This window comes from Archangium sp., from assembly GCF_036277355.1.
Classification (GTDB): domain Bacteria; phylum Myxococcota; class Myxococcia; order Myxococcales; family Myxococcaceae; genus Archangium.
In genome coordinates, this window is sequence record NZ_DASUNC010000046.1 from 214,244 (window position 1) to 226,928 (window position 12,685).

At 69.7% G+C, this 12,685-nt stretch carries 12 protein-coding genes; 10 read left to right on the plus strand and 2 right to left on the minus strand.

Features of this window, described 5'->3' with window-relative positions; translation table 11 throughout:
• The first annotated feature begins 104 nt into the window (after window positions 1–104).
• From ruvB to VFZ09_RS12330, 7 genes are all read left to right on the plus strand, one after another.
• The gene (gene ruvB, locus VFZ09_RS12300; RefSeq protein WP_047856636.1) at window positions 105–1,145 is read left to right on the plus strand and encodes a Holliday junction branch migration DNA helicase RuvB; all 1,041 of its coding nucleotides are present in this window, start codon (window positions 105–107) and stop codon (window positions 1,143–1,145) included.
• Window positions 1,146–1,177: 32 nt separating this feature from the next.
• A complete protein-coding gene (locus tag VFZ09_RS12305) occupies window positions 1,178–2,632 on the plus strand; it encodes a hypothetical protein (protein ID WP_329727776.1) in 1,455 nt (484 codons plus the stop codon).
• Window positions 2,633–3,053: 421 nt separating this feature from the next.
• On the plus strand, window positions 3,054–3,983 hold the full coding sequence (lpxC, locus tag VFZ09_RS12310; protein ID WP_329727721.1) for a UDP-3-O-acyl-N-acetylglucosamine deacetylase: 930 nt from the start codon (window positions 3,054–3,056) through the stop codon (window positions 3,981–3,983).
• Window positions 3,984–4,057: 74 nt separating this feature from the next.
• Window positions 4,058–5,140 carry a thioredoxin domain-containing protein gene (locus VFZ09_RS12315; protein WP_329727722.1) on the plus strand — a complete coding sequence of 361 codons (1,083 nt, stop codon included), beginning with the start codon at window positions 4,058–4,060 and terminating at the stop codon, window positions 5,138–5,140.
• Window positions 5,141–5,151: 11 nt separating this feature from the next.
• Window positions 5,152–6,414 carry a DUF4388 domain-containing protein gene (locus tag VFZ09_RS12320; RefSeq protein WP_329727723.1) on the plus strand — a complete coding sequence of 421 codons (1,263 nt, stop codon included), beginning with the start codon at window positions 5,152–5,154 and terminating at the stop codon, window positions 6,412–6,414.
• On the plus strand, window positions 6,411–7,136 hold the full coding sequence (gene pyrF, locus VFZ09_RS12325; protein WP_329727724.1) for an orotidine-5'-phosphate decarboxylase: 726 nt from the start codon (window positions 6,411–6,413) through the stop codon (window positions 7,134–7,136). The genes VFZ09_RS12320 and pyrF overlap by 4 nt, the downstream gene beginning before the upstream one ends.
• A gap of 90 nt (window positions 7,137–7,226) precedes the next feature.
• Window positions 7,227–7,835, plus strand: a complete 609-nt coding sequence (locus tag VFZ09_RS12330; protein WP_329727725.1) for a hypothetical protein — start codon at window positions 7,227–7,229, stop codon at window positions 7,833–7,835.
• 7 nt (window positions 7,836–7,842) lie between these two features.
• On the opposite strand, the gene VFZ09_RS12335 is transcribed toward VFZ09_RS12330, so the two are convergent.
• Entirely contained in the window at window positions 7,843–9,426 is a 1,584-nt protein-coding gene (locus tag VFZ09_RS12335) for a leucyl aminopeptidase (protein WP_329727726.1), read from the minus strand.
• 119 nt (window positions 9,427–9,545) lie between these two features.
• Here VFZ09_RS12335 and VFZ09_RS12340 point away from each other — a divergent pair, with 119 nt between their 5' ends.
• The 3 genes from VFZ09_RS12340 (at window position 9,546) to VFZ09_RS12350 (ending at window position 11,761) form a co-directional block, all read left to right on the plus strand.
• Window positions 9,546–10,439: a hypothetical protein gene (locus VFZ09_RS12340; protein WP_329727727.1), complete on the plus strand. Its 894-nt coding sequence runs from the start codon at window positions 9,546–9,548 to the stop codon at window positions 10,437–10,439.
• 99 nt (window positions 10,440–10,538) lie between these two features.
• The gene (locus VFZ09_RS12345; protein WP_329727728.1) at window positions 10,539–11,315 is read left to right on the plus strand and encodes a sulfite exporter TauE/SafE family protein; all 777 of its coding nucleotides are present in this window, start codon (window positions 10,539–10,541) and stop codon (window positions 11,313–11,315) included.
• Window positions 11,312–11,761, plus strand: coding sequence for a hypothetical protein (locus VFZ09_RS12350; RefSeq protein ID WP_329727729.1), 450 nt, complete (start codon window positions 11,312–11,314; stop codon window positions 11,759–11,761). The genes VFZ09_RS12345 and VFZ09_RS12350 overlap by 4 nt, the downstream gene beginning before the upstream one ends.
• 46 nt (window positions 11,762–11,807) lie before the next feature.
• Here the strand turns inward: VFZ09_RS12350 and VFZ09_RS12355 are convergent, their stop codons facing one another.
• Window positions 11,808–12,677 carry a tetratricopeptide repeat protein gene (locus VFZ09_RS12355; RefSeq protein ID WP_329727730.1) on the minus strand — a complete coding sequence of 290 codons (870 nt, stop codon included), beginning with the start codon at window positions 12,675–12,677 and terminating at the stop codon, window positions 11,808–11,810.
• Between the last annotated feature and the right edge of the window lie 8 nt (window positions 12,678–12,685).

Genomic DNA, 12,685 nt, shown 5'->3' on the forward strand with positions numbered 1-12,685 from the left:
CCTGGGCAGGCGGGCTGACGGCGGGGGGCATCGAGTCTAGCCCCACGAGAGGAGCCGCGACACCGGGGCCGTTCTGGTAGGGTGACGGCAGAGGAACGAGGGGTATGGCGAAGGCGAAGCGGAAATCCGACGACACACTCTCCGAGGAGGCGCTCAACGACGAGGTCCGCGTCGAGGCCTCCCTGCGTCCGCGCTCGTTCGACGAGTACGTGGGCCAGAGCGCTGTCGTCGAGAAGCTCAAGGTGTACGTCCAGGCGGCCAAGTCCCGCGGCGAGGCGCTCGATCACTGCCTCTTCTCCGGGCCTCCGGGTCTGGGCAAGACGTCGCTGGCCTACATCATGGCCAACGAGCTGGGCGTGGGCATCCATGTCACCAGTGGCCCCGCGCTCGAGCGCAAGGGCGACCTGGCCGGCCTGCTCACCAACCTCAACGAGCGCGACATCCTCTTCATCGACGAGGTCCACCGCCTCAACGCCGCCATCGAGGAGTACCTCTACCCGGCCATGGAGGACTTCCGGCTGGACATCACCATCGACACCGGGCCCGCCGCCCGGGCGATGAAGATCGATCTGCCGCCCTTCACCCTCATCGGCGCCACCACCCGCACGGGCCTGCTCACCTCGCCGCTGCGCGACCGTTTCCAGATCCAGGAGCGGCTCGAGTACTACGAGCCCAAGCACCTGGAACTCATCCTCAACCGCTCGGCGCGCATCCTCGGGGTGAAGTTGGACCGCGATGGTTCCCGGGAGATCGCCACCCGCGCCCGCGGCACGCCCCGCATCGCCAACCGGCTGCTGCGCCGCCTGCGCGACTTCGCCCAGGTCGAGGGCGATGGCAGCATCACCCAGGAGCTGGCCTCCACGGCGCTCACCCGCCTGGGCGTGGACGCCTCCGGCCTGGACGCGATGGACCGCAAAATCCTCCTCACCATCCTCGAGAAGTTCGGCGGGGGCCCGGTGGGCGTGGAGACCATCGCCGCCGCCGTGGGCGAGCAGCGCGATACCATCGAGGACGTGTACGAGCCCTTCCTCCTCCAGGAAGGCTTCCTCCAGCGCACGCCGCGGGGCCGCACGGCCACGCACCATGCGTACAGCTATTTCAACAAGAAGGCGCCCACTTCTGGTGGGCAGGGGTCCCTCTGGTGAGCACCACCGCCACCGCCGTCCCGGCTCCTTCCATGTCCCGCGTTCCCCGTGACTTCTACGAGGAGCTCGTCCGCGCCTCGCAGGGCAACCGCGCCGGTTTCCTCTCCGAGCGCGAGCGCTGGCTGCGCGCCCTGCCCGTGGAGGCCCGCGAGGAGCTCCTCTTCGAGTTCGAGATGCTCCTGCGCGCCGTGGAGCGCTACGTCCACCTCTACGACAACGGCGTCATCGATCCCCAGGACAAGCCGCTCGTCACCCGCGACTTCCGCGAGGAGCTCAAGGACGTCCGCGCCACCCTCAGCCAGGCCATCCGCCTCGCCCGGCACCTGTTGGATCCGGACTCGGACCAGAAGCTCCAGTTCCGCCGCTACGTCGAGACGCAGCTCGCCGACGACAACATGCGCCGCACGCGCATCGAAGGCGAGCTGGACCAGGAGACGCCCCAGGAGAGCCTCTTCGTCCTGCGCCAGTCCTTCGAGTCGCTGCGCAACCTCATCGATCACCTGCTGCAGCTGCCGGTGTGCGGACTGAGCCTCTTCAACGACGTGGGCAACCTCGTCCTGCGGGAGATCGTCCTCAACCGCTACTTCCGGCCCTTCCGGCTCACCGAGTTCCGCCTGGAGTATGACCGGCTGCGCTCGGTGCGCCTGCTGTCGCTGCTCTCCACGGTGCCCCCGGAGACGCGGCCCCTCTTCACCACCGCCTACCTGGGCCTGTTCCGCCTGCTGCACTACCTGGCCTACGTGAGCCAGGACTCTCAGGGCCCCATCCCCCGCCGTGTGCGCGTGCTGCTCGCCCTGGTGCGCAGCGAGGCGATCGGGCTCGTGGGCTACCTGAAGAACGAGCTGGCCCCCAAGGCCGGCCCCAAGCCCCTCCAGGCCGCGTGCCTGCGCGCCGCCCGTGACATCGCCCGCGAGACGGAGCGCATCGCCCGGGACGTGCTCGTGGAGCTGGACCGGGATCGCGCCGCCGCCGCCCGCGCCTCCTACGCCTTCACCCAGCTCTTCCAGACCCAGGTGGTGGCCCTCACCGAGGCGCTCTCTCCCGGCGCCGCCTCCGGCGAGGCCCCCTTCGAGCAGCTCTCCTCGTCCATGGAGGCCGCCGAGCGTCTGCGCAAGGATCTGTGGGTCTTCGCCCAGCTGTGCCGCGCCGCCGAGGGGCACCTGCGCAACGACGACGTCCCCTCCGCCGAGGCCGTCATCTCCAGCATCGTGGCCTTCCTCGGCTACTTCCAGGACGGCAGCTACCAGCTGCTGCGCTACGTGGACTACGAGGCCTTCGACCGGTTCAGCGCGCTCCTCACCGAGCTGCCCTGGCCGCCCGAGGGCCCCGCCGTGCGCACCCGCCTCATCGAGGACCTGCGCGGCTTCTCCATGGTGCTGGAGAACACCTTCGCCGCCGTCAGCCGCCGCGCCCAGCTCCGGGGTTTCAACTTCGACCGGGCCGAGGCCGAACTGCTCCGGGACCGCTTCCTCGCCGCCACCCGGTGAAACCGTTGTCGTGAATCCGTCACCGTAAGTACGCCTTGTGTCACGGATTCGTTCGTCAACCGTTTGATTCCAGGCATCTGCTTGCGTTATGGGGTCGCGTCAATGATGCGCCATGACGGGGTGCGGCGTGTGGAAGTTCTGACACATTTGTCACGGTGACGGGGTAGGTGCACAGCGAGTCGAGGGGGGAAGGGTGACGGGCAGCTCGGGTCACCCCGGCGAACCAGCCAGAAACTCCAGTGGATTCCAACACTTGGAGAGCCCCGGGCACCCCAGCGGTGACCCTCCGGAGCATGGCTTCAGTGGCGTGTGGTTTGCATCGATACGCGGCGCGTCAGATGGGCAGTGAACATTGACGGGCCTCTCCCTGGGTAGGGGAGGGCGGAGCAGCACCCGCATCGATTCAGAGGCGACACCGAACATGGCTTACACCTCGTACAACCAGCGCACCCTTTCGCACCCCGTCCGTTGCCAGGGCGTGGGGCTCCACTCCGGCGCGCCGGTGAACCTCTCGTTGCTGCCGGCGCCGGTGAATCACGGCATCGTCTTCGTGCGTACGGATACGCCTCGCCCGGTCTCCATCCCCGCCCTCACCGAGTACGTGGTGGACACGTCGCTGGCCACCACCCTGGGCAAGGACGGCGTGAAGGTGAGCACGGTGGAGCACCTGATGTCGGCGCTGGCCGGCATGGGGCTGGACAACGTGCGCGTGGAGCTGGACGGGCCCGAGGTGCCCATCATGGACGGCAGCGCCGCGCCCTTCGCCGCGCTGATCGCCGAGGCCGGCCTGCGCGAGCAGGAGGAGCCCCGCCGCCTGCTCGTCATCAAGAAGACGGTCTCCGTGACGGACGGTGACAAGGAGGCGAGCTTCTCGCCCGCCAACCGCTTCCGCATCTCCTGCACCGTCGACTTCAAGCACCCGCTCATCACCGGGCAGTCCTTCGATCTGGAGTTCTCCGATCGCTGCTTCCACCGGGAGATCTCCCGCGCGCGCACCTTCGGCTTCCTCCGGGACGTGGAGATGCTCAAGAAGATGGGCCTGGCGCGCGGCGGCTCGCTGGAGAACGCCATCGTCGTGGACGAGTTCTCCATCCTCAACCCGGACGGCCTGCGCTTCCCGGACGAGTTCGTGCGCCACAAGATCCTGGACGCCGTGGGAGACATCTCCCTGTTCGGCCGTCCGGTGGTGGGCCACCTGAAGGCCTTCAAGACGGGCCATGCGCTCAACCAGAAGCTGGTGAAGGCCGTGCTGGCGGACCCCTCCAGCTACGAGATCGTCCCGGCCCGCAAGCACCTGGAGCTGCCCGAGCTGCGCCTGCCGGAGATCGGCCTCGAGCCGCTGGTCGCCTGACAAGAAGCGCGCCCGCGAGGGCATGAGAAATTTCTTTGCGGATACGGGGTTTTCTCGACTAAGGACCCGTACCCATGCTCATGCGCTCCACTTCCACGCTTCTGGCCGCCTTGTTGGCGGTCTCCCTCTTCTCCGGATGCAACAAGGAGAAGGCCCCGGCCGCCGCTGCCACGGCGACCACTCCCACCCCCGCCGCCGCTGGCGAGCCCAGCCCGGACACGGTCGTGGCCACCTACGGTGACGGTCAGAAGATCACCTACGGTGATCTCAACGATCGCATCAAGGACCAGCTGGCCAACCTGGACAAGCAGAAGTACCAGCTGCGCAAGCAGGGCATCGACGGGCTCGTGGTGGAGCGCCTGGTGCAGGCCGAGGCCAAGAAGCGCAACATGACCGAGGAGCAGCTGATCAAGGCCGAGGTCGACGACAAGGTTCCGCAGCCGCCCGAGGCGGAGCTGAAGAAGATGTACGACGAGGCCAAGGAGCGGCTGCCCCCGGGCACCACCTTCGAGCAGGTGAAGCCGCAGATCGTCGACTTCCTCAGCGGCTCCAAGAAGCAGGAGCGCGCGCGGGAGTTCTTCGCCGAGCTGAAGAAGGGCGCCAACGTGCAGATCACCCTGCCCGAGCCGCCGCGCGAGCGGAAGACGGTGGCCGCCACGGGCGCCGCCAAGGGCCCGGAGAACGCGCCCATCACCATCGTGGAGTTCAGCGACTTCCAGTGCCCGTACTGCAGCCGCGCCATCGAGACGGTGGACCAGGTGCTGAAGGCCTACCCCAACCAGGTGCGCCTGGTGTTCCGCCACTTCCCGCTGGACTTCCACGCGCAGGCGCCCAAGGCCTCCGAGGCCGCGCTGTGCGCGCAGGACCAGGGCAAGTTCTGGGAGATGCACGACAAGCTCTTCGCCAACCAGAAGGCGCTCGAGGTGCCGGCGCTCAAGGGCTACGCCAAGGAGCTGGGCCTGGACACCGGCAAGTTCGACAAGTGCCTGGACTCGGGTGAGAAGGCCGCCATCGTGCAGGCCGACATGGCCGACGGCAAGAAGGTGGGCGTCAACGGCACCCCGGCCTTCTTCATCAACGGCGTGCTGCTGTCCGGCGCGCAGCCCTTCGACGAGTTCAAGAGCGTCATCGACTCCGAGCTCCAGGCGAAGAAGTAGGACCCCTCCGCGTGGCGCAACGACCCAAGGCCACGCCTCGTGTCGGGTTGAGCGGTGAGCCGGGCGTGCTCGAGTTGGAGCGCCCCCTCGCCGCCAGCCTGTCCCCCGGCCGTCCCCTCGTGGCGCACTTCCATGCACCCGAGGGGATGGTGCTGTTGCGGGAGCCCGCCGCGCTCACCGGCTTCTTCGCCGGCAGCCTCAGCTCCCTGTCCGTGGAAGAGGTGCTCAGCCACATCCTCTCCGGCATCCGCAGCGGCCAGCTCATCCTTCAACACGGCCTGGTGCAGCGCACCGTCAGCTTCCGCGACGGGCAGCCCATCTTCGCCGTCTCCAGCGTGCACCATGAGCGGCTCGGCGCCGTGGTGGTGCAGCTGGGGCTCGTCACGCCCGAGCAGCTGCACCAGGCGCTCGGCAAGGTGACGCCCACCCTGCGCATCGGCGCGGTGCTCACCCGCGAGGGTTTCCTCTCCGAGGCCAACCTCTACAGCGCCATGACGTACCTGGTGCGCGAGGTGGTGCTCAACCTCTTCGAGATGTCCGAGGGCAGCTTCCTCTTCCTCGAGGGCCGTCCGCCCGAGGGCGACTCGGTGAAGCTCCAGGAGCGCACCCGAGACCTGGTCCTCCAGGGCATGAAGCGCGGCGAGGTGGTGGCGCGCCTGCGCAAGCACTTCCCGGACGACACGTCCGTGGTGGCCGGCCCCGAGGCTCCGCCTCCCGGCGAGGAGGCCCTCTTCGCCACGGCCGCCCACGGCACCACGCTGGGCTCGCTGCGCTCCGTCTGGGAGGGCAGCCTCTACTCCTTCCTCACCTGGGTGGAGGAGCGCACGCGGGATGGGGCGCTGCTCGTGCAGAAGAAGAGCGCCACGGCGCCGCCCATGCGGCGGGCCTCGGGCACCTTCCTGGCGGTGCCCCCGCCGCCCGTGGCGCCCCTGGGCCCCGAGGATCGCTTCAACGCGCTGCTCGCTCAAATCCACACCGCGCTGCGCCTCGCGGGCGCCAACCCGGACCTGATGAAGGGCTTCCTCGAGTCGCCCCAGCAGGGCCTGGAGTCGGCCTACGAGGGCGTGACGCTCGGCCCGGACGGCCGGGTGGACGTGGCGCGCATCCGCCAGAACGTCTCCAGTGGCGGGGAGGCGCTCGCGCGCGCCATGACGCTCGAGGCGCTCGACGCCTTCGTCTCCTATGCGCTGTTCTCCGCGCGCAACGTGCTGCCGGGCGAGATGTCCGAGCGGCTCTACCGCAGCTACCGCGAGCTCCAGGAGGGACTCTCGTGACGGACGCTTCCCAGGCGCGCGACAAGCTCGCGCTCGCCGCAGATCTCCCGCTGGAAGAAGGCCTGCGCCTCTACCAGCAGGTGGCGCCCCACGTGGGCTACGCGAAGGTGGGCCTCTCGCTCTTCGTCGAGCACGGCCCCGCCGCCGTGGCCGCCTTCCAGAAGCTGGGCGCCCGGGTGTTCCTCGATCTGAAGCTGCACGACATCCCCAACACCGTGGAGCTGGCGGCCGCGCGCGCCGGAGCCCTGGGGGTGTCCCTGCTCACCGTGCACGCCGCCGGGGGCGAGGCCATGCTGAAGGCCGCCGTGAAGGGTGCGCGCGAGGGAGCCCGGGCGAAGGGCCACGAGGCGCCCCGGGTGCTCGCGGTGACGGTGCTCACCTCCATGTCCGCCGAGGACGTGACGGCGGTGGGCCTCTCCGGCGCTCCGGACGTGGCGGCGCTGCGGCTGGCGAGGCTGGCCGTGGGCGCGGGCGTGGACGGGCTGGTGTGCTCGCCCCGCGAGGCCGAGGCCTTCCGCCGCGAGCTGGGCCCCACGCCCTTCCTGTGCACGCCCGGCATCCGCCCCGCGGGTGCGGCCAAGGGAGACCAGAGCCGCGCGGAGACGCCCGCCTTCGCGGTGCGTGCGGGCGCGGATCTGCTCGTGGTGGGACGTCCCATCCACACCGCGGTGGATCCGTTGAGCGCCGCGCGTTCCATCGCCGAGGAAGTTTCCACCGCCTGACAGCGGCGCTTTCGGGATTTGACACTCCCCTGGCCATGGGGGGGCCCCGTCCCCAGGTTGCTCCCAAGGCCATCCGGTCGGGGAGAACACATGGACGCAAGGCGGTTGTTGGGGTGGGGCTTGCTCGCGCTGTGCACGGCATGCAGCGGGGCGAAGCAGGCGGTGCGTGAGCCCTCGGAGCCGGGGACGGGTGGTTCGGGTGTGTCGGCCCGTCGGCAGTCCATGCACTCCGAGGAGCTGGCTTCCCGCCGCTACGTGGACGAGTCGATGGGCTTCGAGCTCATCCAGCCCGGTGGGACGTGGCAGTTGGATCAGACGGACGAGCAGACCCCCGAGGGGCTCGCCATTCCCGTCGTCCTGCGAGATCCCACCACCCAGGCGCAGGTGGTGCTGCAGGTGGCGCCCGCGGTGGCCTCGCCCGTCCAGTTCGCCGAGCGTCTGACGATGGGCCTGCGCAGCCAGCCGGGCTTCGTCACCAGCGACATCGAGCCGCTGCCCATGTCCGACAGCGCCGTGGGCTTCTACTTCGCCGTGGGGGACAACGTGCGGGGCCGGGTGGTGGTGCGCGACGGCGGTGCCGATCGCGTCTTCCTGATGCTCGCCACCTGGCCGGCCTCCGCACCGGAGGACGTGGCGCAGACGGTGAACGCCCTCTTCGAGAGCGTCCGCCCGCTGCCCGTCTCGCCCGAGCAGACCTGAAGAAGGCTCAGGCCTTCGGCTTGCCGCCGCGCGCCGGCTTGGAAGCGGGAGCCTCGGTGGCCTCGCTTCCCTCCTGCTGGCTGGCGCGGCGGCGGACGTACTCCACCAGCGTGCGCACGCCCACGCCCGTGCCGCCCTTGCCCAGGTAACCCCGCTCCTTGGGGCTCACCGACGGGCCGGCGATGTCCAGGTGCACCCACGGCGTGTCACCGACGAACTCCTTGAGGAACAGGGCCGCGTTGATGGCGCCGCCCCAGCGCTCGCCGGAGTTCTTCATGTCCGCCACCTCCGAGCGCAGCACGTCCTTCTGCAGCTCGCTCACCGGCAGGCGCCACATGTCCTCGCCCGCCGCGCGCGCCGCGTCCAGCACGTCGTTCACCGCGCCGTCGTGCTCGCCGAAGGCGCCCACGATGTAGTTGCCCAGGGCGATGACGCACGCGCCCGTGAGCGTGGCCAGGTCGATCATCACCGCCGGCTTGTGCTCGTTGGCCCACGTCATCACGTCCCCGAGCACCAGGCGGCCCTCGGCGTCCGTGTTGGTGATCTCCACCGTCTTGCCCAGGCGCGACGTGAGGATGTCGCTGGGCCGGTAGGAGGTGCCCGAGGGCATGTTCTCGCACGCGCCGATGAAGGCGTGCACGGGGAAGGGCGGCTTGAGCGTGGCGATGACGCGCATGGCGCCCAGCACCGCGGCCGAGCCGGCCATGTCCGTCTTCATCTCCACCATGGAGTCGGTGGGCTTGAGCGACAGGCCGCCCGAGTCGAAGGTGATCGCCTTGCCCACCAGCGCCACCGGGGCGTTCTTGGCGTGCTTCGCGTTCTTCGGCGTGTACTCCACGTGGATGAGCTTGGGCTCGTTGATGCTGCCCTGCGCCACCCCGAGGAACATCCCCATCTTCAGCCGCTCGATCTCCTTGCGGCCGACCACGGTGGCCTTGATGCCGGCCTCCTTCGCCATGTCCTGCGCGGCGCGGGCGAGCGCCTCGGGGTTGACGACGTTGGGCGGCTCGTTGACCAGGTCTCTCGCCCAGTTGGTGGCCTCGGCCACGCGCTGCGCGAGCGCCACCGCCTGATCATGCTCCTTCGTCTTGTCCACGCCGCCGGGCAGCGCCAGCCGCACCGTGGTCAGCTTGGGCGCGTTCTTCTCCTCCTTCGCCGAGGACTTGTAGCGCTCGAAGCGGTAGGCGCCCAGCTCCAGGCCCTCCACCACGGCGCGCAGGGCGGCGATGGCGTCCTGGGTCTCGGGCACGGTGAACACGAGCGTGCGCACCTTGAGGCGCTGGGCCGTCTTCGCGGCACGGCCGGCCGCCAGACGCAGCACCTCGGGGTTGTACTTGTTGCGCGAGCCCAGGCCCAGCAGCAGCACGCGCTCGGCCTCGAGCTTGCCGTGGGCGTGCATCACGAAGGTCTGCTCGCCCTTGCCCTTGAAGCCCTCCTGGGTGGCGGCGGTGAGCAGCCGGCCCTCGAAGGCCGTGTCGACACCGGCCAGCGGCGCGGGCGGCTTGTCCCCGGTCTCGCCTTCGAAGAGGGGAATCACGAGCAGCTCGCCGCTCGCGCGGGCGGCCTCGCCGGAGATGAAGCTGTAGTTCATGAGGGACACGGGCTCCTGGAAATAGGGGGTGGCGACTGTAGCGCCACGAATGTTTCAGGCAAGAACGGTCGAGCGTTCCGTCATTGCATGGACGCCGCCCGGCGGCTACGTGGTGGCCCATGCCTTCGTTGCTGCTGCACCTGACGGCGATCGAAAGACTGGCGGCCAACCCGGGAGACCTGCCCGAGGACTTCGTGCGCGCCCTGGCCGAGGACCTGGCCTACGCGCGCTTCGGCGCGGCGCTGCCCGACCTGCCCCTGTGCGAGGGCGTCCGAGGCGGGCTGCGCGCCTGCTACTCGGGGCAGGACTGGCCCCACTTCGCGCGGCTGTACCACGAGAAGGCGCCCGTGGGCATGGGGCTGAAGATGGCCGAGCTGGTCGCCGCCGGAGCCCTGGTGGGCACCGAGGCCGGACTGGCGCTGCTGGCCGGCTACTTCACCCACCTGTCCCTGGATCGCGCGCTCCATCCACGGGTGGACCGCCTGGTGGTGCGCCACCGGCGCCGGGGCGAGCACGCGCTCGCGGCGCACCGGCAGATAGAATGGACGCAGACGCTCTTCTACCTGCGCGAGCTGCACGGGGTGGATCTGGTGGGCAGCCCGCGCCTGCGCTCGAAGTTCGAGGTGGTGAAGAGCTCCGGCTTCCCGGTGAAGGGCATCGGCCGCGGCATCTACGAGCTGGTGCGGCTGGCCTCGCAGGAGACGCTGCAGCAAGCGCCCACCAAACAACAGGTGGACGGGTGGGCGCGGGGCCTCTACCTCGCGGGCCTCTATCTCTCCAGCCCCCTGGGGCGGATGCGTGCCCTGCCTGCCTGGTCACAGCTCAGCTTCCAGGAGCTGTACCGCAACGACTCGTTCGACTTCGCCGCCGAGGTGGAGCTCGCGGTGGATCAGTCCCGCGCCGTCTTGCGGCGTCTGCTGGCGTACATGGCGCGCGGCATCTTCACTCCGCGTGCCCGCGCGCGTTTCCTCGAGGAGTTCCCCGAAGGCACCATCGGTGCATGCGCCGCATGAGCATTCCCCGCACGAAGAGCAACCGGCCGATCGAGCACCGGACGTCAAGGGGAATGCCGCTATCCGATCCGCGAGGCGGCCCCTATCCTCTTCGTGGGTATGACGCTTCTCCTCTTGATATCCGCCGGTGTCCTCGCGGGACTCACGGGCGCACTGCTGGGTGTAGGTGGAGGGGTCATCCTCGTCCCCGCCCTGGTATTGGGCTTCAAGGTTCCGCTGGAGGACGCCGTCCCCGCGAGCCTCATGTGTGTGGTGGCCAGCTCCTGTGGGGCGGCCGCCAGCTACGTGGAGCGCCGGCTCAGTGACATCCGCCTCGGGTTGACGCTGGAGCTGGCCACGGTGATGGGGGCCATCGCTGGAGGGATGGTGGCGGGCCTGCTGGCGCCGGCGTGGGTGGCCCTGGTGTTCGGTCTCTTCACCCTCTACGTGTCGGCGCAGATGCTGCTGTCCAGCCCGCGGCCGGAGCAGTGCACCGAGACGTACGTGCCCACCAACTACCCGCTGGGCATCTCCGGCTCCTTCGTGGCCGGGAGCCTGTCGGCGCTGCTGGGGGTGGGCGGGGGTCCGCTCAAGGTGCCCCTGATGAGCTACGGCATGGGGGTGCCCTTCAAGGTGGCCAGCGCCACCAGCAACCTGATGATCGGCGTGACGGGGGCGGCGAGCGTGGCCGCCTACGCCTGGCGCGGGCACGTGAAGCTCGACCTGGTGGCGCCGCTGGTGGTGGGGGTGCTGGCGGGCGCGTCCGTGGGCAGCCGGCTGATGCCGCGCGTGCCCACCTCGGTGTTGCGGCGGTTGTTCGCTCTGGTGCTGCTGGTGGTGGCGGCACAGATGCTGTGGAAGGGAGGGGAGGGACTGTGGCCGAGCCTGCCGAAATGACGACGAGTGCAGCATCCCCCGTGGTGACGGGGGCCATTCCCATCAACCTGGAGGGTGCTGTCCGAGCGAAGACGGCACCTCCCTTGCCCCGGACGGCCTCCGAGGTGCCCGTCATCCCGGACGTGGCGGGCAGTCCGGAGACCGCCGGGCGCGCGGATGCGGGCGAGCAGTGGATCTCCCGGCTCCTCCGGGGAGGCGCCCTCTGCAGTGGAGCGCTCTTCCTCGCCTCGCTGGGACTGGAGTTCCTGCCCCGCTCCGAGACCGTCCACGTGGGCATCGACGTGCTGCGCAAGGGCGCGGCCTCGGCGCTGCTGGTGACCCCCGTGGTGCGGCTGGTGGTGGCCGGCACCAGCCTGGGTCTCCGGGGCGAGTGGAAGTACGCGCTCTACGCCGCCGGAGTCCTGGGACTGCTCGCGGTGGCCGTGGGCGCGGGACTCCACGCCTGACGGTCGAGCACCGCTTTCACTTCTACGTACGTAGAAGTGGATTCCCTCACACCCCGCGCGCGTCGAAGTGGGCCAGCACCTTCCGGGCCTTGGCCACGTCGTCGGCGCGTCCCTGCTCCTCGAAGAGCGGAATCACCGTCTCGAGCTCGGCGCGCGCGGTCTTCCAGTCCTGCACGAAGGTGCACGCGATGCTCAGGTCCCACCGCGCCCGCGCCTCGTAGGCATGATCGTGCAGCTGCTCGTACAGCTCCGCCGCCGCGTGCAGGTGCGGACGCGCCGCCTCGTGGTTGCCCAGCAGGCCCTCGGCCTCGCCCAGCAGCAGCCGGCACAGCGCCAGCGGCTCCGGATCCTCTTCCTTCTCCAGCAGGGGCAGTGCCTCGGAGAAGCGCTTGCGCGCCGCCTCGTACTCGCCCGCCTCCATGCGGATGTCGCCGATGTCCAGCAGCAGCTGGGCAACCCGCGGCCCGTTCTTCGCCTGCCGGTACAGCAGCAGCGCCTCCTGGTACTTCTCCTCGGCCGCCTTGGCATGGCCCAGCGAGCGCAGCGACTCGCCGATGGCCGCCCGGCACAGCGCCTCGTTCTCCTGATCCTTCAGCTCGTTGAAGAGCGCCGTGGCTCCGGAGATGTGCTCGATGGCGCGCCGATGGTCCTCGAAGTGGGCGCTCACCACCCCGAGCCCGAAGAGCGCCTGCGCCTGGCCGTACTTGTCCCCGGCCGTCTGGAAGCTGCTCAGCGCCTCCTCGTAGTGGCGGCGGCTCTCGGCGTGGTCCTCGAGCATGCCGTGCAGCTCGGCCAGGTGCACCAGCCCCTTGCCGATCTCCGCGGGGTCTCCGGTGATGCGCGTCACGGCGAGCGCGTTGCGCTGGTTCTGCAGGGCTTCTTGGATGTGGGCGCGTTCGGAATCGGAGAGGCTCATGTGGGGGC